The sequence below is a fragment of the Methanobrevibacter millerae genome, assembly GCF_001477655.1.
In the GTDB taxonomy this organism is placed as follows: domain Archaea; phylum Methanobacteriota; class Methanobacteria; order Methanobacteriales; family Methanobacteriaceae; genus Methanocatella; species Methanocatella millerae_A.
Window position 1 is genome coordinate 927,731 of the sequence record NZ_CP011266.1, and the last position, 25,666, is coordinate 953,396.

The following is a 25,666-nucleotide window of genomic DNA, read 5'->3' on the forward strand; positions in this document are numbered from 1 at the left end:
TTCTATTTATGAGGTTGATAAGATGTCTGAGATGATTAGAGAGGATGGTAGGAAGTATAATGAATTACGTCCTATTAAAATTGAAGCAGGCGTTCTTGAACGTGCTGATGGTTCTGCTTATCTTGAAGTGGGTGGAAATAAAATTTTAGTTGCTGTTTATGGACCTAGAGAATCATATATTAGAAGGTTACTTGAGCCAAATACAGGTGTAATAAGATGCAGATATAATATGGCTCCATTTTCAGTTGATGACAGAAAAAGGCCAGGTCCTGACAGAAGGTCTTCCGAAATTTCAAAAATTACTGCTGATGCATTAAGACCTGCTTTAATGTTGGAAAATTATCCACGTTCAATGGTTGATATTTATATTGAAGTAATCGAAGCAGAAGGTGGAACCCGTTGTGCTGGAATCACCGCAGCTTCTGTTGCTTTAGTTGATGCAGGAATTCCTATGAAAGATATTGTTGTGGGATGTGCTGCAGGAAAAGTTAATGATGAAGTTGTACTTGACTTGTCTGAAGTGGAAGACAAAGAAGGTCAGGCTGATGTTCCTATAGCTATTATGCCAAGAACTGGCGAAATTACTTTGCTTCAAAGTGATGGTGATTTGACTGAAGAGGAATTCCAAAAAGCTATTGATTTGGCTATGGAAGGATGTATGAAAGTAAGCGAGCTTCAAAAAGAGGCATTAATGAAAAAATACTCTACAGAATAGGTGGTTAATATGGATATAGTACCGGAAATTACAAGAGAAAGTATTACAAACCTCATCATCAACGATAAAAGGGAAGATGGTAGGGCACTTGATGAATATAGGGATATTTCTATTGAAACTGATGTTATTTCTAAAGCTGAAGGTTCTGCAAGAGTAAAAATCGGTGGAACTCAAGTTCTCGTAGGTATTAAACCTCAACTTGGAAGTCCATTTCCAGACACTCCTGATTTAGGAGTATTAATGACTAATTGTGAAATGCTGCCAATGGCTGATCCAACTTTTGAACCAGGACCACCTAGTGAAGATTCCATTGAACTTGCACGTGTTGTTGATAGGGGAATTCGTGAAAGTGAATTGGTTGAATTGGATAAACTCTGTGTTGAAGAGGGTAAACATGTTTGGATGTTGTTCATTGATTTGCATGTAATTGATAACTGTGGAAATCTCTTTGATGCTGCAGAGCTTGCTGTTATGGCTGCACTTAAAAGTACAAAATTACCTACTGCATCAATTGTCGATGATGAAGTTGTTCTTGATAAGGAAAATACATTTGATTTACCAATTAACAATGAAGTAGCAATGTGTACATTTGTTAAAATTGGTGAAAAAATGGTTTTAGATCCTTCATTATCTGAAGAACGTGTTGCTAGTGCTCGTTTAAATGTTGGTGTTACTAAAGAAGGTAGAATCTGTGCTATGCAAAAAGGTGGAGCACAACCATTAACTAAAGATGAAATATTTGCTGCTGTAAATATAGCAGTTTCAAAAACAAAAGAATTAGTCGAATATCTTTAAGTCCTCTGGATGATTAAGATTTCTAAATTCTTTTTTTAATATTTTTTTATTGTCAATCAAAACAAATTTCGTATCTATTTTTTCTATTATTCCTTTTATATGTAATGAGTCATTTAAAATTAGGTTATCTATTAATGGAATAATGTTTTTATTGTATATTGAGTGCAATGGTTCTGATGTTTTTAGTTTGTTTTCAGGGTCATGGTATGGCACAACAGCCTGAATGTTGCAGGTAATTTCATTAAAAAGAGTTTGAATTGTATTTTTAGTAACAAATGGATTGTCACATGGAAATACAATTGCATATTCACTGGAAATATTTTCAAGACCGGTTAATATTCCGGAAATGGGACCTTTATTTTTAATCTTGTCCTCTACAAACTTTAATTTGTAGCTATAGTCTTCAGGATTAATAAATTCCATATATTTATCAATCCTTTTGTTATCATTTAAAACAATTATAACTTCATCTATTTCATTATTCAATGTGGAAAGTATGTATTTAATCATGGGCTTATCTTTAATAATTAAAGACCCTTTGTCCTTACCCATTCTCCTACTTTGCCCTCCACATAAAATAATAGAAGATTTCATTTTTTTATTCCTTTACATAAACGTCCGCATTTTCATCAAATGGATTGGTACGTATTATCAATGCAATCATGTATGGATAATGTTTGTTTAAGTATCTTAAATAATAAATCCATTCGTGAACTAGTTTGTTGTATATTCTTTGCATGTCTCCATTCAAATGATTGAAGTCCACATCGGTGACTTTACTTAAGTCTGGCCTGTGTTCCAGTTCTTCATCCAAATGAAGAATAGCAGTCAATAATCCTGAAAATTCTTCTTTTTCTAATAAATTAGGGTTGTTAATCAAACCAACGATAAATTCTCTTTTTTCTATTAATAAGTTTCTCATGTTTGTTAGGTATTCTTCCCTGTCTTCAGGAGCAACATTCGCCTTGAATGGAATGTCGATATTTTTAATTTCTTTTAGTTTGTTTTCGTAATCCTTATCGCTCCAGGTTTTAATTGATTCCAAATATTGGGTATCTGCTTTGTGTTGATTTACAGAGCTTAATTGTCCAATTAAATCATTTCCGATTTCAGAGAAAAATGTAGACATGATCATATCTAATTTTTCCATCATTGCTTCTTTTTCTTTTTTGCTTATAATTTCATCAAGTAAAAATGCAACAATAAGAATATCTACAGGAATGAATCCTAAATGTGTCCAAATATATGAAATAACATGTTCAGGGTCTTTTAAAATAAGTATATTTGACCCATAAATAACTATTATTGCTATAACCATTATTATTGAAAATTTAATTTTCCATTTATTATGGCTTTCCATTTTATAATCTCCAAATTTTATCTTTTTTTAGCTGATATTATTGCTATTGGATTTTCACTCATCATCATAATACCTCGATCAAGAACTCTTCCTTTAGATATATTAACTTCCATAATATTTGGATTATAGTTGAGTTCCTTTAATTTATTTATGGCTTCAACTTTTGTATCAACCAATATTGCAGTAACAATAATTCTGCCTTTGGAATTTAATTTGGAATCAATCAGCTCAAGAATGTTTTCCAATTGTTTGCCACTGCCCCCAACAATAGCAATATCAATATCTTCAATATCCTTGAGTGCTTCAGCCCCATCATTACAGATTAATGTGACATTATCTCCAAGGTCAAATTTATCGAGATTTTTTTGAGTCATTTCAATAGCTTCAGGATTTATATCAATAGAGGTCACATGTTTGGCTCTCTGTGCAAATTCACAGGTAATACCTCCTGTTCCACACCCTACATCAACAACATTTTCCGAGTCTTTAACATCGGATTTATAAAGTATAATTGCTCTAATGGCTTCTTTTGTTGGGCCTGGAACATCACATGATTTAATAAAATCCATATCTTCTAACATTTATTCCCACCTTTTAAATAAATTATTTTCTATTTTCAAGGAATCTAAAATTTTACCGACTACAAAATCGATTTGGTCATCAATGCTGTAGTGATTTGAATAAAATCCAGGCATTGCAGGTAAAATTACAGCCCCTTCTTGTGATAAGGTAAGCATATTCTGTATATGTGCGGTTCTTAATGGAGTTTCTCTTGGAACAATTACAGTAGTCCTTCTTTCCTTTAGGCTCACATCCGCAACTCTTGTAATTGTATTGTCTCCATATCCATTGGCTATTGATGATAATGTTTTCATTGAACAGGGTACAATAGCCAAGCTTTCAAATTTAAATGAACCGCTATTAACTGATGCCGTTAAATCATCAAATTCATAATAATTGTCTGCTAATTCTATTATGTCATCTATTTTCCAATCGCTTTCTGATTTGATTACGGTTTTAGCGGCATCGCTTATAATTAAACTATTTTCTATATTTAATTCTTTTAATGCTTCAAGCAGTCTTATTCCATAAATTACTCCACTTGCTCCGGTTATTGCAACGACAATCATTTTATCACTTAAAACAGTTTAATTTGGTCATAATGAATTCCATGGAATTTTTCTCTATCTACTTCAGGTAAGTCCAGATAATGTTCTAATTTTAATTTTCCAAATCTTTCCTTTTCTTCTATAGGAACATAAACACTAATATCAGGAATGTTGAATCTTGCTTTGCTTAATGCTCCTATTATATTTGATATTTCAGTTAAAGGGTACAATTTATTATCTACATTAACTTGAGTTTTCATTTCACTGAAACGAGGATATTCTGCGATATTTATGAAAACATAATTTTTATCCATGTTGTAATCTTCAGCTATTTCTTCTTCAGCTTTTCTAAGGTTTTTTTGATCAATTTTATATAACTTTTCAGGATTTTTAAAATTGTCCAGACGTATGGTTTTCACTCTTTTTGGTATTATTCTGTTATCCAGTCTGTTTATCATATCTCTTACTATTTCATCGTCACTTTGTCTGAAAAGGGATATTATATCTGAATCGTCATATTTGTACATGTCATTTTCGTTTATTTTCCCTGAATTGATTTCTCTTTTCAATGCTCTTCTAAACATCGTATTGACGATTCTTGTTGTATGGTGCTGGTAAACGCTAGGATACATAAAATATCGTGAAACTAAAGCTCCTTCTGCTGCCTGAACACCTTTGATGTCAAGCACTAAACCGTCTTCCAGTGTTAAATTGGATATTATTCTTTCATAATCAATTACTCCATAAGCTACTCCAGTATTGTGTGAGTCTCTTAAAAGATAATCCATTCTGTCCACATCTAATTCTCCAGAAATAATTGGTCCTAGCTTTCCCTTACCTTGGATTATGTCGCCAATCTCTTTTGTGTCAAACTTTTCATCAAGCAAATCATGCATTGATGTTTGTTCAATCACAAATTTTGTCAATTCTTCATGTGGGAATGATAGTACTCCTTCTGAAACATGTGAAAATGGGCCGTGTCCAATATCATGCAGAAGACCAGATATTCTGGCCAATTCTATTTCATCTTTGCTTAAGTTTAATTTGGTGGCCAGTTTTGATGCTAAGTACATTGTTCCAACACAATGTTCAAATCTGCTGTGGTTTGCTCCGGGGTAAATTAAATTTATTAATCCCAGTTGCTTGATTCTTCTTATGCGTTGGAATTGGGGCATATCCATTACTTTAACTTCAAATTCATTTAAATTTATATCTCCATAGACACTGTCTCTTATGAACTTATATTTTTTAGTCACGTGAATCACCACCCCATATGTTATTCCATGTATTATTTGCAACATCTATTACATTATTCGTAAAGTTTTCAATGCTTGATGTGTTATTATTTGTGTTGTTTTCGACTTTTGGAACGATGACCTGAACGTTTTGAATGTTATGTGGTTCAAATGAATCATCTTGTATTGCAGTGAGTTTTGTGGAGTTTGTATTATCTATAGTAACTACGCTAGCAAATACACTACTTAATACAAATGCCATTACTGACACTATCAAAAATATTAGTAAATACCCTTTGGTAGATTGTTTCATAATAACACATTTTTTTATTTGATTTGGGAAATTTTAGTTTTATTATTTTTAATTTTAAACTATACTTGTTATTTATTTTTATTTTAAGTTTTATATAATCTTTTCAATATTTTTTAAATTTTTTAAAATTTTCAAGATTATGTCAGAATTAGAATTTTAATTAATTAAATAATTTATAAAAAATATAATAAAAAAAGATGATGGTGGGTGGTGAAGTTCAATGATCTATAACAACACCATATATGTCAGTAGTATTTACCCAAGTAGTTATTCCTTTAGTTTCATATAAAACACCATTTCTGTATTCCTGTGTTGTATCAGTATTATCACTGGTTAAATAGACCTGGTCTCCTTTAATCTGTGATACTCTTTTAATAATTCTACCATATTCAGGGGAATTGGCCACTACAATATTACCAACTTTAATATTTTTAGTTTTTTCTACAGTTACTGTTTGACCATCATTTAATGTAGGATACATTGAGTTTCCTTCAACATGATATACAATAGGGATTTTGTTTTCACCTATTGATGAATCTATCTTAACCTTAACGTTGTCTAATCCATATCCAAGGCAAATTCTTAAAATTCCTTGCTGTAAATCTTTTGCATTTCCAGTAGTGTTGTTCATTGACTGGAATGTGTAATCACAGATTTCTTTGTTCAATCTGTTTGTATCAACACCTGCAAAAGGTGAAACTATTGTTTGGGAAGTTACATTTTCACCATCTATATACACATTAACGGAATCTCCAATAAACAGGAAATATCCTCCAAAAATAAGTATGATTAGTACTATAATACCTATAACTAAAGTACCTTTATTAGCCATTAAAATCACTTAATCCATGATATTTAAATCCATATTCAGTAATGCTCGCATTGTTTCAATATCAATTTGGCCAGGAGCTGTAACATCTCTGCCTGCAGCAAAAGTAATTGGTGAATCGAATTTAGAAGCCATAACTCTTGTATAACTTCCTAAATCACTCATAGAAATAGCAATTGTATTTTCACAGTGAGAAAGAATAGCTAATACTTTCAATGTATCATCCAAATCTTTTGGCATGAATGCAACTTTTGCAATATCTCCAAGTTCCTGTTCTTTATTGACAATATATGTTATTTCATCAATTTCAGGTGTTTTTTCAAAATCATGATAAGAAACAATAGTTTTTACTCCAGTGTCATGAATCATATTTATATATTCATCATCACTTTGAAGTTCAATATCCACATAATCAACTAAATCAGCACATTTGTATAGAATGTCAATTCTTTCCTTTTCAGATCCTTTAAATGATCCTCCTTCAGTTGAAATTCTATTGGTTGCAATCATAGGAAAATTAATTTCTTCAATTGTTTGCTTTATTTGTTTAAAATCAGGATTTTCAAGTGCGTCAATTCTAAATTCTAAAATATCTGCTCCTTTATTGATACAATCATTTGCAACTTCGATTACTTCATCAATTTTACTTTGAAAAATTGGTATAGCTATTTTAGTTTGTGAATACATTGATTGATATTTTTGATTGTTGTTATTAATTAATTTTTTCTTAATATTTAAATAAATTAACTAACATAATATATTACAGGTAAAATTTGATTATTTTATTATATTTTTTTAATTAAATGTTAAAGGTGTTATTTTGAAAATTACAGCTATAGGTGCCGACATTTCTAAAAATGATGTGTCCTGTAGTACTACATTGGTAGAAAATATAGAAAAAAATCTTTATAAAATTAATGAGTTAGGTGCTAGCCATGTTGCTCTAACAAATGTCACAGGTGATGACGTTGTCATATCTGCATTTGTTGAAGATGATTTGCTTGAAAATATTAATGAAGGTATCGTTAATATATTGAAAAATTGTGCAGAAAGCTTAGGGGATTTATCCGGCATATCTGATAATGCGGATGATGCAGGTGAAGGGATTTCATATGCAGAAGCTAAATTCCGTGATGGTTTTTATACTGATGCCATTATTTTAGGCTTTGATACCTATGGTGGCGAACCTTTTGTTGCGGATGTTGCGAATTCAGCAATTAAAGCAGCTCGAGGAATGGATAATTTAACTGATGTTTCAGATTTAATAGAATCAAAAACCAGAAAAATTCCGGGTGTAGGATATGTTTCTTCTGAAACCGATGATCCAGTTGTAGTTGCTACTGTTGAAAATATTGAATCTGTTGGTGTTATAGCAAGTGCCATGATTGGTGCTGCATTAGGCAATAAAAATACATATCTGGTTGAAAGAGGAACGGCTTGTAATATATTGCCTGGTAGTGTGATTTTTTCAGCTACTGCACTTATGAACGGGAATGTTATAGATTTAGCAGTTCCATTTCAAAATAAAACAAGAATTTTACGTTAAGGATGTTATATTATGATTTTATTAGATGAAAATACAAAATGTTTAGTTCAAGGAATAACCGGTAAGCAAGGTTCTTTCCATACAGAACAAATGTTAAATTATGATACTTGCATTCAAGCAGGTGTTACTCCTGGAAAAGGAGGTCAAGACTTTTTAGGTGTACCGATTTTTAACTCTATAGAAGAGGCAACCGAAGAGACTGATGTTAATGCATCAATTATTTTTGTTCCTGCAAAATTTGCAAAAGATGCTGCTTTTGAATCTATCAGACATTTAGATTTGGTTGTAATAATATCAGAACATATTCCTGTTCATGATTCCTTGGATATTATGGCTTATGCTAACCAAATGGACACTACTGTAATCGGTCCAAATACTCCGGGTGTCATCTCTCCTGGTGTCGGTAAATTAGGTATCATGCCTACACATATCTTTAAAGAAGGTAATGTTGGTTTGATTTCAAGAAGCGGTACTTTAACTTATGAAATTGCCAGCGAGCTTACTCGTGCAGGAATCGGTCAAAGTACCTGTGTTGGAATTGGTGGAGACCCTGTAATAGGTACAAATTATATTGATATTTTAAAAAGATTTGAAGAAGATGATGGTACTGATTCCGTTGTTTTAATTGGTGAAATAGGAGGTAATGCTGAAGAAAAGGCTGCTGAATATATTAAAAATGAAATGACAAAACCTGTCGTATCATATATTGCTGGCAGAACCGCACCTCCTGGAAAAAGAATGGGGCATGCAGGTGCTATTATTCAAGGAAACACTGGTACTGTGGTAAGTAAAACTGAAGCTTTAAATGATGCTGGTGTTGAAGTAGCTAAAAAACCATCTGAAATTGTAGAATTACTTAAAAAGGTATTATAATATGAATCATAATGAAATTGTTGATAAATTATTGGCTGGTGAGTTAAAACTTTACCAGGTAGATAAGGAAGTTTCAGCAAAGGAAGCCACAGATATCAGACGTGAATTTCTTGAAAAAAAGTATTCAATTCAGTTAGATAATATTGCTAATTATTCTTTGGATATGGAAAGGGCTTCCGCTAGAAATATTGAAAATTCAATTGGTGTTTTGCAGTTGCCGATGGGTATTGCAGGTCCGTTAAAAATTAATGGTGATAAATGTAATCGTGAGGTTTTTGTTCCTCTTGCAACTTCTGAAGGGGCTCTTGTAGCTTCAATCAATAGAGGAGCATCTACAATCACTGCTTCTGGTGGTGTTAATGCACATGTATTATCTGATATTATGACTCGTGCACCTGTTATCAAAACTGAAAATGCCACACAATCTATGGAAATAAAACAATGGTTTATTGATAATTTCGATGAATTAAAAGAAATTGCTGAAAGTACAACATCTCATGGTAAACTTTTAAAAATAGATCCAATATTGATTGCCGGTTCTTATGTCTATCCTCGTTTTGTCTACTCAACCGGAGACAGTATGGGAATGAACATGGTTACAATTGCAACAGAAAAAATTTTGGATAAATTGGCTAGCGAAACCACTGCTCGCCATATTGCACTAAGCGGTAATGCATGTGTTGATAAAAAGCCTGCTGCAATCAACATGGTTGAAGGAAGAGGAAAAAGTGTTGTTGCAGATATTTTGATACCTGAAGATGTTGTAAATAAAAAACTGAAAACCACTGCTGAGGCAATTGAAGAAGTTAACGTTGCTAAAAATTTAATCGGTTCAGCAATTAGTGGAAGTTTAAGTTATAATGCTCATTATGCAAACATGGTTGCAGCCATATTTTTAGCCACAGGTCAGGATGCAGCACATGTTGTTGAAGGGTCATTAGGTATTACAACTGCTGAAGCACGTGATGGGGATTTGTATTTCTCTGTTAATTTGCCTGATTTGCCTGTTGCTACTGTGGGTGGTGGAACAAGCCTTGAGGTAGCAAATGAAGGATTGAATATTTTAGGTGTTGCTGGTTCTGGAAAAGCACATGAATTTGCAGAAATTGTAGCGAGTACTGTTCTTGCAGGAGAATTGTCTTTAGTTGGTGCATTGGCTGCGGGGCATTTGGCAAGAGCACACCAAGAACTTGGAAGGGGTTAAAGATGGAAGATATTGACAATATACTTTTGCCGGAAATTAATTTGGAAACTGATGATATTATAATGAATATTGCAGTAAAAAAAGATTATTCTACTATTGAAGACCTTGATGAAAGAAAAAAAGAATTTATCAATGATTTAAAAGCTTTTATTGAGGAATTTAGTCAGACAGAAGAGTCTTTAGAATTCATGAAGTATTATGACTAATCTTTTGAATTGATTATTTTTAATACTTCACTAACATCCACTTTTGTTTCATAACATCCTGTTTTTTTAAGTAAAATTCCTTGTGGACAAAAATCAGAAAGCAACATCATCATCTGACTTAAATCTTCATGGCATGCAACGCCAATTACGGATTTGAATCTGTTTTCCATCACAATCTTTTTAACAAAACTTGATCCAGGAACAATATATAATTTATATCCTTTAGGGTCTGCTTTATTTTTGATAACGCCTATGGAACATAATCCGCAGCAGGTACAGTTAACGCCTTCTTTTTGCAATGTTGCAGGACAGTCTCTGTGTCTTAGACAATGTGGTAAAAATATTAATGTTTCATTTGCGGGAATTTGTCTAAATTTCTTTTTGTTAATGTCATTTCTCAGTTCTATGCTTAAATCATCAATCAAATGGTCATCTAATTTTATAAGTTTAGCTATTGATTTAAATGGAGAATATAATGTATCAATTATGAATAAAAGGAATTTTGGAAATATTACAATTCCTCTTTTAATAAATATTCTTCCAAATATTATGAATATGACAAATAATATAATTATTAGAATAATTATTAAAATTATCAATCTTCCGAGCAATGAATATATTAATTCAAAATCAAATATCATTTTAAAACCTTTCAATAGTGTATGTGTCATGTTTTTTATTCAATGCGACACCGTTTTGGGTTTTAGTTATTGTTAATCCAGACAGTGAGTCGCATGAACATAATACATCTTGTTCGGGGTGTGTTCCTGGAGTAATATTACAGTTCAGATTTACCTTTTCACCTACTGATAATACTTGTGATAATCTTTTAGTTGAAGGATGGTCTTTATTTAGAATAACTATTGGTGAGTCCTCTTCACGGGTTAAATAAGCCTGTGCTCTAATGGCTCTTTTATCTTTTTTAAAATTGGATACTGCTATAATGTCATCCTTTTCAAGGAATTGGACTATTTCTTCATTGTCTTGTGTAGCTATAAAGAGCATTTTATTATCATTAGCTACCTTTACAATACCAACAGTACCAGTTTCCCCTTCAAGAAACAATATTTCATCATAGCTAAAATCAATATTCATATTATCACAAAAATAAAAAAAGAAGAATAAATATTTATTTATTCTTTTGCTTCAACATTGTCACTTTGGCAGGAAGGACAAACAACTTTTCTTCCTAATCCTTTAAACTCATTTCCACAGTCTAAACATCTATATCTTTTAGTTTTCAATTTTTTCAAATCGATATCGGCCATTGGCCCACCGGTAGAACACATTTAAAATCACCTATATTATATTATAATATATTATATAATTAAATTTTTCTTTTGTTTCTTCTGGTTTGAAAATCCAACTGTTTTATTTTATTGAATGTCTTATCTTCTTTTTTTACACTGTATAATAGTCTATAAAAGAATAATGCCTGATTTAACAATTTGTCTTGTTCATATTCTATGGCTAACTTTTCCAAATTTTTGATTATGAACGGATGTGCTCCTAATTTGATATGTTTGTCCTGCATTAGTTCCTGACATTCTTCCTCGGTCAATATAATATTATAATTATTTTCAAGCTGTTCTATTCGCTGTACGACAAACGGATCGTTTTCAAATTTCAGGCTATGCATATAGCATGCTATTGTCAGTTCGATGTTATTTTCCTCATAATAATAGAATCCCAAATTTCTATAAATTCTTGCAAGCTCATATCCTGAATATGCATACTTCAATGCATCCATTGTATAAAAGTAAAATTTATTGAATGTGGGTGTGCGCATTTTGTAGATGTCACATAGTTCAAGGATAATTTTTGTTGATACGGGATTAATCTGCAAGGCTTTTTTTAAAGCGGATTCTGCTTCATCCAAACGTGAAGCATCCCTTAGTAAAAATCCGTATGCATAATATAAATCATCCAATGGCTGATCTTCAGGTATGAATCTAAGCTTTTTTTCACATCCTACAAATTCATTGAAAATCAGTTCCTCCAATGGGTTTGAGAAACTGTGGTATTCATTGATCTTATCATTTTCATATAACTTTGGATGTGTTTTAAAAAATGAGTCAAGCTTTTCCAGAGCGGTTTCGTAGTCATTGTTCTGTATATAAAATTCGGCTTCAATCAATGTCTCCTTAATAGGATTTTCTTCATTCACAATTCTTGCAAATTCTTTCTGCTCTTCAGGGGTTAAGCATTCCCAAATCATTCTGGATATCTCTTTAATTATTTCTGTTGAATATTCATGGGTTTTATATATTTCAATTTGGGATATCAAATATTTCCGATTCAAATCCTTATTTTCGCCGAGGTTTCTTTTTATATCTTCAATGACTTTGTGATACATATATAAAATATTATAATTCTAGACTTATTAAAGTAATCTTTTTATATTATCACAAATCAATATTATTAATGTATAAAAATATAATTTTTATATTCTATTATGAAATAATTTTAAAGGTGAAAATATATGGCAAATCAACCAATATTTATTCTTCCTGAAGGGACTGAAAGATATTCCAAAAGAGATGCTTTAAGAATGAATATTACTGCCGCTAAAGTATTGGCAGGTATTGTAAGAACAACTCTTGGTCCTAAAGGAATGGACAAAATGCTTGTTAATGGTATGGGAGATATTACCATTACAAATGACGGTGCAACTATCATGAGAGAAATGGATATTGCACAACCAGCTGCACGTATGCTTGTAGAAACAGCTAAAAAACAAGAAGAAATTGTTGGAGATGGAACTACTTCTGTTGTTGTTATTGCTGGTGAATTATTAGCTAAAGCTGAAGAATTATTAGAAGACGGTATTGCAACTTCTGTTGTTGTTAAAGGATTCAGAAATGCAACCGCAAAAGCTGTTGAAATTTTAAACGAAATTGCAATAGATGCTGATGATAAAGAAACTCTTCAAAAAGTTGCTGTAACTGCAATGAGTGGTAAAGGATCAGATTATGCAAAAGAACATTTAGCAGGATTAGTTGTTGATGCTGCTTTAAGAATTGAAGAAGATGGTGAATCTGATATTGATAATATTAACATTCAAAGAGTTTCAGGAGATTCTGTAGAAGATTCATTCTTGGCTGAAGGAATTGTTATTGATAAATCTCCTTTATCCAAAAATATGCCAGAGTCTGTTGAAGATGCTAAAATTGCAATAATGAAATATCCTATTGAATTAAAAGATATCAATACCAGCACTAAAATTGATATCACTTCTCCGGATCAATTTGCTGCATTTTTAGATAATGAAGAAGAAATGATTAAAGATTTAGTCAACCAAATTGTTGAATCCGGTGCAAATGTATTATTCTGTCAAAAAGGTATTGACGATTTAGCTGAACATTACCTTAAAAAAGCAGGAATTATGGCATTCAAAAGAGTTAAAAAATCTGACATGGAAAGGATTGAAAAAGCTACTGGTGCTAAATTAGTCACTGACATAGAAGATTTATCTGAAGACAAATTAGGTCATGCCGGTAAAGTTTATCTCAAAAAACTCTTTGATCACAAATTAACTTTCATTGAAGAGTGTGAAAATCCGAAAGCATCCTCAATTGTTTTAAGGGGAAGTACACGTTACGTAACCGAACAAATTGCAAGAGCTTTAGATGATGCTTTAGGTGTAGTAGCAGCCACTATTGAAGAAGGTAAAGTTCTCATTGGTGGAGGAGCTTGTGAAATTGATTTAATAAAAGAATTAAGAGATTATGGTGAATCTGTAAGTGGAAGAGAACAATTAGCTATTTTAAAATATGCTGAAGCTTTAGAAGTTATTCCAAGAACTTTAATTGAAAATGCAGGTTTAGACACCATCAATTTAATTGCTGATTTAAAGGCTGCTCACGAAGACTCAAATGCTATTGGTATTAATGTATTCACTGGTGAAGTTGTAGATATGAAAGATGCGGGAGTCATTGAACCTTTAAGAGTTAAAGTTCAAGCTCTTCAGTCTGCTGGTGAAGCTGCTGAAATGATATTGCGTATTGATGACATGATTGCAGCTAGAAATGCACTCAACTCTACCGGTGCAGATGAGTCTGGAAATGACAATAGTGGAATGCCTCCAATGCCTCCTGGTGGTATGGGTGGAATGGGCGGTATGCCTCCAATGATGTAAACTCCATTTACATCATTTATTTTTCTATTTTTATTCTAAAAATTTGTAATTTTAATTTAATATTCATCTATTTTTATTATTTTTATTTTTAATACTTGTTTATACATCAAATTTGATATAATACTAGTTATAGTTATTTTTTTAATTTTGATAAATTGACTTATCGTAGTTGATGAAATCATATTCTTTAAACTTTTTATAGGTTATTTTAATAATATTATTGCTTATTTCATTATTTTCACATATTTTAACTGTTTATTTTATAAATTAGTCATGTTTACTACCTTTAAATAAATAAATAACTTTATATAAGATATTCTTAATATATTATTAACATAATGGAAAATAGGATTTTTCCATAGTTGTGAAATACGTTATAAGGAGGTAAAGTATTTTGAAAAAACGAATATTTGTAGCGTTAATGATATTGATTGCATTTTTGTCAATCGGTGTTATTTCTGCAAGTGAAATAAGTGTTAATGATACCTATATTGGTCAAGATTCTTCTTCAGAATTATTGACTGTTGATAATGGAGTTATAGGATCAGATTCTTCAAATATCTTATCAACTAACAACGTTGATGCAAACTTGGATGAAAACACTATTGGTGCAAGTAATGAGTCTTCCACTAAGAAGGCCGTTTATATAGAGGCACCGGATATTAATTTATATTATAAGAATGGAACAAGATTTGTGGCTAGTTTATTCGATGTAGATAATAATAAGTTAGCTAATCAAAGTTTAATAATTAGTATTTCTGGAGTTAATTATACTAGAGTCACTGATGATAATGGTCAGGCTTCAATTGCAATAAATTTAATTCCAGGAGATTATGATTTTAATATTTATTATAATGGTAATGATAATTATTCAAGTGCTGAAACATCTGCTTCATGTTCAGTATACCCTACTATATCTGGTAATGATATGGTAAAATACTATAAAAATGGTACTCAGTATTATGCAACATTTTTGGATGGTGATGGTTCTCCTTTAGTTAATGCTGATGTTACTTTTAATATTAATGGAGTATTTTATACTCGTACTACAAATGCTAGTGGTGTTGCTAAGTTAAATATTAACTTACCACCTGATGAATATATACTTACTGCTATACATCCTGATACAGGTTATATGTATACCAATATTGTTGATGTATTATATACTATATATGCCGATAATTTGACTAAAATATATAAAGACTCTCATCAGTATTATGCTACATTTTTGGATGGTGATGGTTCTCCTTTAACTAATACTGATGTAATATTTAATATTAATGGAGTATTTTATACACGTACTACTAATAGTGAAGGTACAGCTAAATTAAATATTAACTTACCATCTGGTCAATATATATTAACAGCATATCATCCTAAAGATGAATCTAGATTATCTAGTATTATTAAAGTATTAGGTTCTTCAACTACTACCCTAAATATCACTGATTATGTATATGCTAAAAATGATGAACAGATTATTAATGTTACTTTACTTAATCAACTAGGTTATGGTATTGATGATGAAGTTGTTGTTGTTCATGTTGATGGAACATCATATTCATTGGAAACTGGTAGTGATGGAACTGCAAGTGTGATGGTGGATTTATCTCCAGGTTTATATACTATTGATTATTCATATGATGGTTCAAATACATATTCATCATCAAAAGCAACTAGTACTATAGAGATTAATGATGGTGAAATTGCTCACTTTGATGCAAATGATACTGTTATATATTATAATAATAGTGAGTCTTTTGATGTTACTGTGTTGGATGCAAATAATACTGCTGTTGTTGGTGAAAATGTTTCTTTCAAAATCAATGGTGTTACATATAAAAGAATAACTGATGCAAATGGTACTGCAAAAATTAATATTAACTTAAATCCTGGAATTTATGATATTTCATATGAATTGATTAGTGATATCTATCAGGATATTATAGGATCTTCACAAATTACTGTAATTGATGGTAATACATCTATATTAACTGGTTCAAATACCACAATTGGTAAAGATTCAGGTGAAAAATTCAAAGTTACATTATCTGTAGGTGACATTGGTTTGCCTGATAGGAAAGTAATTATAAATATTAATGGTGTTAACTATACCAGAACTACTGATGATGAAGGTATTGCTGAAATTACAATTAATCTAAATGTTGGAAATTATACTGCGAAATATTATTATTTAGGTGAAAACAGAATTAAAGCTTCTCAAGGTGAAGCGGTCATTACTGTAAAAGAAAGAATTCCAACTTCATTGACATGGCAATCTTCAAGTTCATTTATTAGTGATAGTGACATTATTTTAAAAACTTTATTGGTTGACAAAGACAATAATCCTTTAGCCAATAAGGATATTGTATTCACAATTAATGCAAAAACTTATTTGACAACTACTGATTCAAAAGGTATTGCTAATGTAACTACCAAATTATCTTCAGGCAGTTATTTAATTTCATATAAATTTGATGGTGATCAAGATTATATCTCCAGTGAGGGTTCACATCAAATATCCGTTTCCAAATCACAAACTGGTAGAGGATTTGGTTATTGGTCATTTGGTGGAGACATGTATAATATTGATTTGAGTGAATTCTCAAGATTAGGTACTACTGACATATTGTTAAACTTCTATGCATTTACTGCTCATGGTGAATCTGAAGTATTGTCATGGATTTCAAAAGCAAATTCCTATGGAATCAATGTACATATATGGATGCAAGTATTCTATAGTGGAGGTAGTTGGGTTAACCCTGTATCCGGAGGATCACCTAATCAGGCATATTTCAATGAAGTCATTGAAGAAGCTAAATATTATGCTGGATTACCTGGCGTGGCTGGAGTCCACTTTGATTATTTAAGATATCCTGGTAATGCTTACCAGACTACTGGTGGTACTGCCGCTATTACAGAATTTGTAAAACAGGCTACAACTGCATGTCGTGAAGTAAATCCAAATATTATAATGTCTGCTGCTGTAATGCCAGAGACTAGTAGTGATATATATTATTATGGTCAGGACATTCCTGCTATTACAAAATATTTGGATGTAATTGTTCCGATGCAATATAAAGGAAACTATAATTCTGGCACTAGTTGGCTTGCTTCAACAACTAAATGGTTTGTACAAAACTCAAATGGTGCTGAAGTTTGGTCTGGTTTACAATCATATGTATCAGATTCTAATACTGCTAAATTAACATACACTGAATTGTTCAATGATGCTCAAACTGTTGTTGACAGTGGTGCAGATGGAGTTATAATGTTTAGATTTGGTCTTTCTGTATTCTTAAACTTCAATGATTTGGATAATCCTTCATATGGTGATACTGTTGAGGTTAATGATATAGTGGACGCCGCTTCTAGATTGAAAGCATTTATAGAAACCAATAGGACTTTACCTACTAAAATTGCAGTTGGTACTAACTCATTTACTATTCCTCAATTCCTATACTTGATGAGTGAAGCGTCATTGGTATTGAATGGTACAGAAAAGGATATTCTAGCAATATTAGTAGATGAACCTGAAAGCAATTCTGGTCATGTTATTTCTAGTGAATTGGATAAGGACGCATACTTGGCTGTTTCTCAAGTAATCAGTGATTATTGCTCCAAGAATAATCAGGCTCCAAATAATGTTACTACTCTTATTGGAGATATAAAATATGAATCCTTAGTATATATGTATTCCAGAATTTTAGCATATGTTGATAATGAATTGGAATTGCCTACATTGGTATTGGTAAACAATTTCTTGGACAATCCAACTATTACAGTTAATATGCTTCCAAGTTATTCAACTGTTGATTATAAGTATATTAATTATACTACAACCTGGTTAAACTACTGTCCAAATTGTGAACATTATGGTACTTTACTCATCAATCCAAAAGGTACATATGAAGGTGAGTTAACTTGTTATCACTGTGATTGTGATTACTGTGGTGTTACAGGTCATGAAAAAATCGAGGGTTCAGATTTAGTATTGACTAGACTTTCAGATTCTGTTCCTACTGATGCTAATGACTCTGATGATGATGTATCTATCCTAAGTATTATTGGTGGTGCAACATATATAGCAGAATATTTCGCGGCAAATGAAACATTCCCTGACTATGTGGTAGTGACTGAAGGGAAATATACTGTTCAACAATTCTTATACTTGATGAGTAAAGCTATTATACAAATTGATTCATCCAACTTTACTGATATTGAGTTGTTTGACTTTAGCGGTCCTGGAACTCCATCAGGTGATGCTGTAAATGGTAATTTATCTAAATCTGAATATATTGATGTGGCTAATAGGGTTGCTAACTTCATTATTAATAATGATTTAATTCCAAATTATGCTTCATCAAACTTAGGTAAAATAGCATATTCCTCATTGGTTGATACATTTTCACGAGTATTGCAATATTATGGTGAGAAAGATGCATTGCCAAGTTCAATTCATGTTGAGTACACATCTCCTTCATCCAAATCAATTGCTGATTTATCTAAATCCTTGATTGCTGGTTTGACTTCTGTAAGAGATCAGGCTACTGCACTGTTTAATTATGTAAGGGATTATATCTCATATTCATTCTATTATAACACTCAAAAAGGTGCGGAAGGTACTTTAACTTCAGGTAGTGGTAACTGTTGTGACCAGGCTCAATTGCTTGTTGCAATGGCAAGGTCTGTTGGTTTAACAGCTAGATTTGCTACAGGATACTGTACATTCTCCAGCGGTTCAAGTTATGGACATGTATGGGCACAAATCCTGGTTGACGGAGCTTGGATTAATGCAGATCCAACCAGTACAAGAAACTCATTTGGTGTAATTAACAATTGGAATACTGGTTCATACACTGATAGAAGAACTTATGATATTTTACCTTATTAGGTATAATATCTCAAAACAACAATTTAAATTAGTTAATAATTAATTTTATTAACTTATTTCTATTTTTTTTAATTTAAAGTAATTTAATTTTTAGGTTAACCAAAACTTTTTTATACTCATAAAATAAATATATTATTATTTAAATTTAGGTGGATTTTCCATGGCTGATGATAAAATAAGTGAAAACATTGAAGAATACTTGGAAGTTCTTTATAAGAATGGAAGCAATAAAGAACAAGTATCAACCACTACTCTTTCTAAGGAATTGGGGATTGCTCCAGGTAGTGTTACCCAAATGCTTAAAAAATTAGAGACTTTGGGTTATATAAACTATACTCCATATAGGGGAGCTTCTTTAACTGATGATGGAATGAAAATTGCTCAAAAAATTACAAGAAAACATAGGATTTTAGAGAAGTTTTTATTAGATGTCTTAAAAGTCAAAGAAGAAAATATCCATGATCAGGCTTGTGAAATGGAACATGCATTATCCGATGAAGCTGAAAGGGCGTTGTGTACAATGTTGCATCATCCTGACCTATGTCCTGACGACAACATAATTCCTGCATGTGATTTGGATTTTGACAGTTGTCAGCAATGTTTTTCTGAAAAAGACTTTGATAATGTAATCAATAGGAAATTTAATTTACTTTCAATTTCAGAATTAAATCCGGATACTTCAGGTGTAATTTCATTTATTCGTGGAAATAGTGAATTATTAGATTCTATTTCTGAAGCCGGAATTGCTGTTGGTAATAATATTCACTATTATAATAATGATGGTATTGAATATTCTGTAACAATTGAAAATGAAGATTATTCTCTTTCATCAGAAATGGCAAATAATATTTTTATTAGGGTATAAGCCCTTTTTTCTTTTTTATTTTAAAATTTTTTTATAATCAAATATTTTATATAACATCAACATCATAATATATAAGCATTAAAATAATTTTTTTCTTTTTATGGTGTTTTAATGCGTGGTAATTTATCAAACGAAATTGTGTCAATTAAAATAGAAGAAGGTAGTAAAAGGCCTATTTCTTTGCATGAGAAAAGTTTTTTTGGCAAAATTGAAGAGGATACATTGAATCTTTCTTTAATTGAAGCTTGTTATTTATTGGAAAAGGATCGTCTTGACGTTTATGAAGATGATGTCTTATGCAGCGTATCATATCTGATTGATCTTTTAAAAGAACGAGATTTGTATGGCAGATATATTGTTTATCGTGATTTAAAGGATAGAGGGTATGTAATTAAGACAGGATTTAAGTTTGGTTCAGACTTTCGTTTATATGACAGAGGCAGGTCTCCTGGAAAGGGACATTCAGATTTCCTGGTCAAGATTATTTATGAAAACTTTGATATCAATGCTTTGGATTTTGCAAGTTATGTTCGAGTTTCACATGGTGTTAACAAAAAATTGCTTCTGGCCATTGTCGATGATGACCTTGATATTACCTACTATAATGTGGAATGGACAAGACCATAAGTTTAATTAAAGAAAGATATTATCATTTAATAGGTTTGTATAATTACTATGATAATTTTTATTTATATTTTTAATTTAATGTAATTGTGAGATAAAAGGTGAATAATATGATTGATCCATGGGCATCAACAAGTGTAGATTATGATAAGTTAGTCAATCAATTTGGTATTGAAAAAATTTCAGATATTATTGGAGAAATAAAAGACCCTCAAAGATTAATGAAAAGAGGGGTTGTATTTGGACATAGGGAATTCAAGGAAATAAATGATTTGATAAATAAAAAAGAAGATTTTGCAGTAGTAACTGGAATGATGCCAAGTGGACAAATGCATATAGGTCATAAGATGGTAGTTGACCAATTAATCTGGTATCAGCAAAAAGGTGCAATGTTATCTCTTCCAATCGCTGATTTGGAGTCATATGCTGCAAGAGACATGAGTTTTGAAAAGGGTAAAAAAATTGCAGTTGAAGAATACTTGACAAACTGGATAGCATTGGGACTTGACTTGGAACGTGATAATGTTAATGTATACTTGCAGTCACAGAACAAATCATTATTTGACTTGGAATTTAAAGCATCAAGAAAAACCAATTTCAGTCAGCTTCATGCTATATACGGATTTGACAACTCAACCAATATAGCTCATGTTCAAGCTCCTTTAATGCAGGTTGCAGACATATTGCTTCCACAGATTGAAGAATTTGGAGGACCTAAAAAGGTTGTTGTACCTGTTGGTGTTGACCAGGATCCACATATCAGATTAACAAGAGACATTGCCCACAGATTAAATGAAGAGCTCGGATTTTTACAGCCTGCTTCTACATATCATAGATTCCTAACTGGATTGACTGGAGATAAGATGAGCAGTTCAAAGCCAAATACTGCAATATATCTAAATGAAACTCCTGAGGTTGCAGCCAAAAAAGTAAAGACTGCAAAAACAGGTGGAAGAGAATCACTTAAGGAACAGGAAGAATTGGGTGGTGAAGTAGACAAGTGTGTAATCTATGAAATGCTGGTATACCATTTGATTGATAATGATGGTGAGCTTGAAAAAATCCGTGAAGAATGCTTGTCCGGACAATTGCGCTGCGGTGACTGTAAGGCAAGAACTTCAGAGCTTATGCAGAATTACTTCGAAGACTTAAAAGACAAACAGGTTGAGGCAGCAGAAATTGCTAAAACAATTTTATAGGGAAGTTAAATTAGCTTTTTTGGAAAACAAATTAGCTATTTACATTTCTATATTCATTCTTATTTTTTCTTTAATTTTAGGTTATATTTTAGAACCTTATCTGTACAGTTATTTTAATCCTGTAGTTGATGACTTGTCCCAAAAGGTGGAAACAGGTGTCATTCGGCTGACGTTTTTTGATATCTTTTTAAATAATATCTTAATCATTTTTCAGATGTTTGTATATGGGCTTCTGTTCTGTTTATCTGCTTTTGTTTTGGCATATAATGGATTTTTCATAGGATATTATACGGCTATTCAGGATGACCTGTATAGAGTGCTTGCAATGCTGATTCCCCATGGAATATTTGAATTGACATCATGCATTTTAGCTTGTGCATCAGGATTGGTACTGTTTAATTTTCTGTTCATATTTTTAAAATATTATTTGAAGGAAGATGTGTCCTTAAAAGAAGCATTTATAGTGAAATCATTTAAATTAAAACAGTCTATAGTGATTTTTATTGTTTCTGTTGTTTTGATGATAGTTGCAGGTTTTGTGGAAGTATATCTGACGATTCCTATAGCTCATTTTATACTTCAGAGATAATTATCTGATTTCAAATGCTTTTTCATATTCCTTTAAAATCTCTTCCTTTTGTGAATCGTCATATCCCACATAATTCAATTCATTGAAATAGTATGAAGTGATTTCATATAAAATCTTATTTGTTTTTCTGCCTTTTTCAGTTAGTGAGTACTCTGTTTTCACCCTTGGGTTTTCTTCGATAATTGTTTTTTCAATCAAATCATTTTCTTCCATATATTTCAAGGTTTCAGCCAATACATGATTGCTGATAGTTGGATTGGCTTTTTTAAATTCGGAAAAATGTTTCATTCCTCTAAAGATATTTGATAATATGCAAAATATCCATTTTCTATTGAAGTAGTCTAGAGTGGATCCTATTGGGCAAATGTTATTTTCAATCATGATATCACTAGTTAAGTAATTATGGAGTTACTAAGGCATTTATTAATTAAATATTGTATATATTCATTTAAATAGTTTATAGAGGAATTTAAATGAAAATTACATATTGGAGCGATTTTGCTTGTCCTTATTGTTATATTGGCAATACCCGATTAAAAAGAGCTATTGAAGAATTGGAAATTAGAGATGATGTGGAATTTGATATTCATGCTTTTGAATTAGACCAAAATGCACCTAAAGATGTTGAGTCAACAACAGTTGAGAGATTCGCATTAAAATATGGGCTGTCCATTGAGGGTGCTCAAAAAGAAGTTGATAACATTTCAAAATTGGGAATTGGTGAAGGAATTGATTTTAAGTATTCCAAAACATTATACACCAATACTCGTGATGCTCACAGGCTGATGAAATTGGCACAGGATAAGTATGATTCAGATGTTGCCGACAGATTAAGCGATCTGTTGTTTGATGCATACTTTTCAAAAAATCTAAAATTGGCAGATAGTAAAGTATTGATGGATATTTCCAAAAAAGCAGGATTGGATGAATTGGATACTGAAAATGTATTGTCTTCAAGTTTATATGATGATGAAGTCCAAAAAGATGAAGAAATTGCACTAGCTAACGGTATTCATGGTGTGCCATTTTACCTATTGGACGGTAAATATTCTGTTCCTGGTGCATTATCCTATGATGATTTTAAAACTGTCCTGAATCAGATAATTACAGAAAATAGGATGGATGATGATAAAGATGCAAATGCATGCAGAGATGGTGTTTGCAGGTTATAGGTGTTTTAGATGAAATTGAGGTGGTTGGGTCATTCTGCTTTTGAGTTTGTCAGTGATGAAGGTATTGATATTTTAGTTGACCCCTTTATTCGAGCTAATCCAAGTTGTAAAATACCAATTGATGATTTAAATCCTGATGTTATTTGCATTACCCATGGGCATGCCGACCATTTTGGTGATGCAGTTGAGATAGCTAGAAATTCAAACTCTTTTGTTGTTTGCAATTATGAAATTTCAAATTATCTTCAAAGAAAAGGGATTGATGCAATTGGCATTAATGTTGGTGCTGTAATATCTTTGAATGGTATTAACATTAGAATGCTTGATGCAAGACATTCCTCTTCTTATGATTTTGAAATGGACATTGGTTATGCGGGAAACCCATGTAGTTTTCTTTTTGAATTTGAAAATTGTTTGAAAGTTTTTCATGCAGGTGATACTGCATTATTTTCAGATTTGAAGTTTGTGGTTGGTGATGTCTATAAACCTGATGTCGCTATTCTTCCTATTGGAAATATATTTACAATGGATCCGACAGAAGCCGCAATTGCTGCAGGGTGGATAAATCCTAAGTTTGTAATTCCTATGCATTATAACTCTTTTCCGTCCATTAAACAGGATGCTAATCAGTTTAGGCAATTGATCAAAAAGGAATCTCCTGATTGTGAGACAATATTATTGAATCCATTAGAGGAAATTGAATTGTAGTTTTTAGGTTAATTTTTTATATTATTTAGTAAATATTATTAGTATAGAATTTATTTTCTTATTAATTAATTAGTGATATTTATGATACGTTGTGTTTCATGTGGAGCAGAATATGATGATGACGAAGTGATTTACACTTGTGAAAAATGTGGAAGTGTACTTGAACTTGTCAGTGATATTGATGTCTCCAAAGATATATTTGATGGCAGAAGAGATACCTTGTGGAAATTTAAAGAATGTATTCCAGTAGATGAAAGCAAAATAGTTTCTTTGGATGAAGGAGGAACACCATTCTGCAAATGTGATAAGTTAGGTGATGAATTAGGTGTTAACTTATATGTTAAAGTAGAAGGATCCAACCCTACTGGAAGTTTCAAAGACCGTGGCATGACTGTCGGTATGACTAAAGCTATGGAATTGGAAGTAAGCACTGTTGGTTGTGCTTCAACAGGTAATACATCAGCTTCCCTTGCGGCTTATGCGGCTCGTGCAGGATTGCGCTGTATTGTATTCTTGCCTTCAGGAAAAGTTGCTTTAGGTAAATTGGCTCAAGCAATGTTCCATGGTGCTGAAGTAATGTCTATCAACGGTAACTTTGATGAAGCATTAGAAGCGATGACTGCTCTTGCATTGGAAAAACATTTATATTTATTGAATTCAATCAATCCTTACAGACTTGAAGGTCAAAAAACCATAGGTTATGAAATTTTAAGGGATTTAGGATGGCAGTCTCCGGATAGGATAATCTTGCCTGTTGGTAATGCAGGAAACATTTCCGCTATCTGGAAAGGTGTGTCTGAATTTTATAATGCAGGTTTTGTTAAAGACTTACCAATGATGACAGGTATTCAGGCTGAAGGGGCATGTCCTGTTACAAATGCATTCAGAAAAGGTGACAGAAGAGTTGTGCCTGTTGAAAATCCTGAAACTATTGCAACTGCAATCCGTATTGGTGCACCTGTAAGTGACATCAAAGCATTGAATGCAATTTACGATTCAAATGGTTATTCTGAAACCGTAAGTGATGAAGAGATTTTGGATGCTCAAAAATTGCTTGCAAGAACTGAAGGTATTGGTGTGGAACCTGCTTCTGCAGCTTCAATTGCAGGTCTTAAAAAATTAGTGGATCAAGGTGTAATTGATAAAGGTGAAACTATTACATGTGTTGTAACTGGACACTTGCTTAAAGATCCAAATACTGCTATTGATGCTTGTACCAAGCCAACAGAAGTGGATGCAGACATTGATACTTTAAGAAAGTTATTGATGAATAAATAAATTTTTCTCTTTTT

Annotated in this window: 28 protein-coding genes; 15 read left to right on the forward strand and 13 right to left on the reverse strand. The window is 31.8% G+C overall.

The window, feature by feature from the left end; all coding sequences use genetic code 11:
- Positions 1-22 precede the first annotated feature (22 nt).
- Positions 23-715 carry an exosome complex exonuclease Rrp41 gene (gene rrp41 / locus SM9_RS04025; protein ID WP_058738916.1) on the forward strand — a complete coding sequence of 231 codons (693 nt, stop codon included), beginning with the start codon at positions 23-25 and terminating at the stop codon, positions 713-715.
- A gap of 9 nt (positions 716-724) precedes the next feature.
- Entirely contained in the window at positions 725-1,510 is a 786-nt protein-coding gene (gene rrp42, locus SM9_RS04030; protein WP_058738917.1) for an exosome complex protein Rrp42, read from the forward strand.
- Here rrp42 and SM9_RS04035 read toward each other — a convergent pair.
- The 8 genes from SM9_RS04035 to aroD all read right to left on the reverse strand — a co-directional run bounded on the left by SM9_RS04035 (position 1,493) and on the right by aroD (position 7,043).
- Positions 1,493-2,104, reverse strand: coding sequence for a molybdenum cofactor guanylyltransferase (locus tag SM9_RS04035; RefSeq protein WP_058738918.1), 612 nt, complete (start codon positions 2,102-2,104; stop codon positions 1,493-1,495). The genes rrp42 and SM9_RS04035 overlap by 18 nt on opposite strands.
- Before the next feature lie 4 nt (positions 2,105-2,108).
- Positions 2,109-2,870 carry a hypothetical protein gene (locus SM9_RS04040; protein ID WP_058738919.1) on the reverse strand — a complete coding sequence of 254 codons (762 nt, stop codon included), beginning with the start codon at positions 2,868-2,870 and terminating at the stop codon, positions 2,109-2,111.
- A gap of 17 nt (positions 2,871-2,887) precedes the next feature.
- Complete coding sequence (gene cbiT, locus SM9_RS04045) at positions 2,888-3,451, reverse strand: precorrin-6Y C5,15-methyltransferase (decarboxylating) subunit CbiT (RefSeq protein ID WP_058738920.1); 564 nt, start codon at positions 3,449-3,451, stop codon at positions 2,888-2,890.
- A complete protein-coding gene (locus tag SM9_RS04050; protein ID WP_058738921.1) occupies positions 3,452-4,000 on the reverse strand; it encodes a UbiX family flavin prenyltransferase in 549 nt (182 codons plus the stop codon).
- Positions 4,001-4,008: 8 nt separating this feature from the next.
- A complete protein-coding gene (locus SM9_RS04055; protein WP_058738922.1) occupies positions 4,009-5,235 on the reverse strand; it encodes an HD domain-containing protein in 1,227 nt (408 codons plus the stop codon).
- On the reverse strand, positions 5,228-5,476 hold the full coding sequence (locus SM9_RS04060) for a hypothetical protein (protein ID WP_058738923.1): 249 nt from the start codon (positions 5,474-5,476) through the stop codon (positions 5,228-5,230). Before SM9_RS04060 ends, SM9_RS04055 begins: the two co-directional genes overlap by 8 nt.
- 268 nt (positions 5,477-5,744) lie before the next feature.
- A complete protein-coding gene (locus SM9_RS04065; RefSeq protein ID WP_058738924.1) occupies positions 5,745-6,359 on the reverse strand; it encodes a S24/S26 family peptidase in 615 nt (204 codons plus the stop codon).
- A gap of 9 nt (positions 6,360-6,368) precedes the next feature.
- Complete coding sequence (gene aroD / locus SM9_RS04070) at positions 6,369-7,043, reverse strand: type I 3-dehydroquinate dehydratase (RefSeq protein WP_058738925.1); 675 nt, start codon at positions 7,041-7,043, stop codon at positions 6,369-6,371.
- A 133-nt stretch (positions 7,044-7,176) separates the two neighbouring features.
- Here aroD and SM9_RS04075 point away from each other — a divergent pair, with 133 nt between their 5' ends.
- Genes SM9_RS04075 through SM9_RS04090 form a run of 4 tightly spaced genes read left to right on the forward strand, consistent with a single transcriptional unit; the run spans position 7,177 to position 10,185 of the window.
- The gene (locus SM9_RS04075) at positions 7,177-7,902 is read left to right on the forward strand and encodes a hypothetical protein (RefSeq protein ID WP_058738926.1); all 726 of its coding nucleotides are present in this window, start codon (positions 7,177-7,179) and stop codon (positions 7,900-7,902) included.
- Positions 7,903-7,914: 12 nt separating this feature from the next.
- A complete protein-coding gene (gene sucD / locus SM9_RS04080) occupies positions 7,915-8,775 on the forward strand; it encodes a succinate--CoA ligase subunit alpha (protein ID WP_083495828.1) in 861 nt (286 codons plus the stop codon).
- 1 nt (position 8,776) lies between these two features.
- A complete protein-coding gene (hmgA, locus tag SM9_RS04085; protein ID WP_058738928.1) occupies positions 8,777-9,979 on the forward strand; it encodes a hydroxymethylglutaryl-CoA reductase (NADPH) in 1,203 nt (400 codons plus the stop codon).
- Positions 9,980-9,981: 2 nt separating this feature from the next.
- Positions 9,982-10,185 carry a hypothetical protein gene (locus tag SM9_RS04090; RefSeq protein WP_058738929.1) on the forward strand — a complete coding sequence of 68 codons (204 nt, stop codon included), beginning with the start codon at positions 9,982-9,984 and terminating at the stop codon, positions 10,183-10,185.
- Here the strand turns inward: SM9_RS04090 and SM9_RS04095 are convergent.
- Genes SM9_RS04095 through SM9_RS04105 form a run of 4 tightly spaced genes read right to left on the reverse strand, consistent with a single transcriptional unit; the run spans position 10,182 to position 12,541 of the window.
- Positions 10,182-10,826, reverse strand: coding sequence for a DUF116 domain-containing protein (locus SM9_RS04095; RefSeq protein WP_058738930.1), 645 nt, complete (start codon positions 10,824-10,826; stop codon positions 10,182-10,184). The two genes, SM9_RS04090 and SM9_RS04095, sit on opposite strands and share 4 nt — an antisense overlap.
- Position 10,827: 1 nt before the next feature.
- On the reverse strand, positions 10,828-11,280 hold the full coding sequence (locus tag SM9_RS04100; protein WP_058738931.1) for a hypothetical protein: 453 nt from the start codon (positions 11,278-11,280) through the stop codon (positions 10,828-10,830).
- 38 nt (positions 11,281-11,318) lie between these two features.
- Complete coding sequence (locus tag SM9_RS12160) at positions 11,319-11,474, reverse strand: hypothetical protein (protein WP_198144433.1); 156 nt, start codon at positions 11,472-11,474, stop codon at positions 11,319-11,321.
- A gap of 38 nt (positions 11,475-11,512) precedes the next feature.
- Positions 11,513-12,541: a hypothetical protein gene (locus SM9_RS04105; RefSeq protein ID WP_058738932.1), complete on the reverse strand. Its 1,029-nt coding sequence runs from the start codon at positions 12,539-12,541 to the stop codon at positions 11,513-11,515.
- A gap of 126 nt (positions 12,542-12,667) precedes the next feature.
- Here SM9_RS04105 and thsA point away from each other — a divergent pair, with 126 nt between their 5' ends.
- The 6 genes from thsA to SM9_RS04135 all read left to right on the forward strand — a co-directional run bounded on the left by thsA (position 12,668) and on the right by SM9_RS04135 (position 22,494).
- Complete coding sequence (thsA, locus tag SM9_RS04110; RefSeq protein ID WP_058738933.1) at positions 12,668-14,323, forward strand: thermosome subunit alpha; 1,656 nt, start codon at positions 12,668-12,670, stop codon at positions 14,321-14,323.
- Positions 14,324-14,717: 394 nt separating this feature from the next.
- Positions 14,718-19,217 (forward strand): transglutaminase domain-containing protein, encoded by a 4,500-nt coding sequence (locus tag SM9_RS04115; protein WP_232299174.1) that lies wholly within the window; start codon positions 14,718-14,720, stop codon positions 19,215-19,217.
- Between the two features lie 160 nt (positions 19,218-19,377).
- Positions 19,378-20,082 carry a metal-dependent transcriptional regulator gene (locus SM9_RS04120; RefSeq protein ID WP_058738934.1) on the forward strand — a complete coding sequence of 235 codons (705 nt, stop codon included), beginning with the start codon at positions 19,378-19,380 and terminating at the stop codon, positions 20,080-20,082.
- A gap of 111 nt (positions 20,083-20,193) precedes the next feature.
- Positions 20,194-20,709: a tRNA-intron lyase gene (endA, locus tag SM9_RS04125; protein ID WP_058738935.1), complete on the forward strand. Its 516-nt coding sequence runs from the start codon at positions 20,194-20,196 to the stop codon at positions 20,707-20,709.
- Positions 20,710-20,816: 107 nt separating this feature from the next.
- Positions 20,817-21,905, forward strand: coding sequence for a tryptophan--tRNA ligase (locus SM9_RS04130; RefSeq protein WP_058738936.1), 1,089 nt, complete (start codon positions 20,817-20,819; stop codon positions 21,903-21,905).
- Complete coding sequence (locus SM9_RS04135) at positions 21,886-22,494, forward strand: stage II sporulation protein M (protein ID WP_058738937.1); 609 nt, start codon at positions 21,886-21,888, stop codon at positions 22,492-22,494. Before SM9_RS04130 ends, SM9_RS04135 begins: the two co-directional genes overlap by 20 nt.
- On the opposite strand, the gene SM9_RS04140 is transcribed toward SM9_RS04135, so the two are convergent.
- On the reverse strand, positions 22,495-22,875 hold the full coding sequence (locus SM9_RS04140; protein ID WP_058738938.1) for a winged helix-turn-helix transcriptional regulator: 381 nt from the start codon (positions 22,873-22,875) through the stop codon (positions 22,495-22,497).
- 92 nt (positions 22,876-22,967) lie between these two features.
- On the opposite strand from SM9_RS04140, the gene SM9_RS04145 reads away from it, so the two are divergent.
- From SM9_RS04145 to thrC, 3 genes are all read left to right on the forward strand, one after another.
- The gene (locus tag SM9_RS04145) at positions 22,968-23,666 is read left to right on the forward strand and encodes a DsbA family oxidoreductase (protein WP_058738939.1); all 699 of its coding nucleotides are present in this window, start codon (positions 22,968-22,970) and stop codon (positions 23,664-23,666) included.
- A gap of 9 nt (positions 23,667-23,675) precedes the next feature.
- Positions 23,676-24,374, forward strand: coding sequence for a metal-dependent hydrolase (locus tag SM9_RS04150; RefSeq protein WP_058738940.1), 699 nt, complete (start codon positions 23,676-23,678; stop codon positions 24,372-24,374).
- Positions 24,375-24,455: 81 nt separating this feature from the next.
- The gene (gene thrC / locus SM9_RS04155; protein WP_058738941.1) at positions 24,456-25,652 is read left to right on the forward strand and encodes a threonine synthase; all 1,197 of its coding nucleotides are present in this window, start codon (positions 24,456-24,458) and stop codon (positions 25,650-25,652) included.
- Positions 25,653-25,666: the final 14 nt, after the last annotated feature.